A 673-nucleotide genomic window follows, 5' to 3' on the forward strand; every position below is an offset into this window, starting at 1 on the left:
ATGCTGGTCTTTGTGGAGCTCATCAGGCTGGTCCCAAGCTCTACAATCAGATCAAAAGGTTAGGTTACTACTGGCCTACCATGGTAGCTGACGCAATGCAATTTGCTAAGTGCTGCCAACAATGCCAAGTTCACGGAGACTACATTCACATGCCTCCAGAATGGCTGCATCCTACAGCGATCTCATGGCCTTTTGAAGCATGGGGTATGGACATCATAGGTCCTATTTCTCCCCCTTCAAGCAAAGGTCATCGCTTCATCTTCGCCGCTACGGATTATTTCTCCAAGTGGTCAGAAGCATTTGCGTTCAACGAAATGAAGACCTCATCAGTTCTTCAGTTCTTACGCACCAACATCATTTGTCGTTTTGGTATACCCAAAAGATTCGTCCATGATAACGGACCACAATTCCGGGATCATCGATTCTACAGGTTCTGCGACAAATATAAAATCCAAAGCTGTCCTTCGACTCCATACAATCCGGCAGCAAACGGATTAGCAGAAGCCTTCAATAAGACACTCTGCAAAATCCTCAAGAAAATGGTCTCTAATCACAAAAGGGACTGGAGCGACAAACTGTCTGAAGCTTTGTGGTCTTATCGAACCACCGTTCGAGGACCGACCCATAGCACACCCTTCTCCTTGGTCTATGGATGTGAAGCTGTCGTGCCATT

1 protein-coding gene is annotated in these 673 nt (G+C 46.5%); it reads left to right on the forward strand.

Features of this window, described 5'->3' with window-relative positions; genetic code table 11:
- Nucleotides 1-206: 206 nt before the first annotated feature.
- Nucleotides 207-673 (forward strand): integrase catalytic domain-containing protein (locus tag F8C76_RS19855; protein ID WP_249042463.1); only part of this gene is annotated, 467 nt, incomplete at its 3' end.

It is taken from the genome of Flagellimonas olearia (assembly GCF_009184425.1).
In the GTDB taxonomy this organism is placed as follows: Bacteria; Bacteroidota; Bacteroidia; order Flavobacteriales; family Flavobacteriaceae; genus Flagellimonas; species Flagellimonas olearia.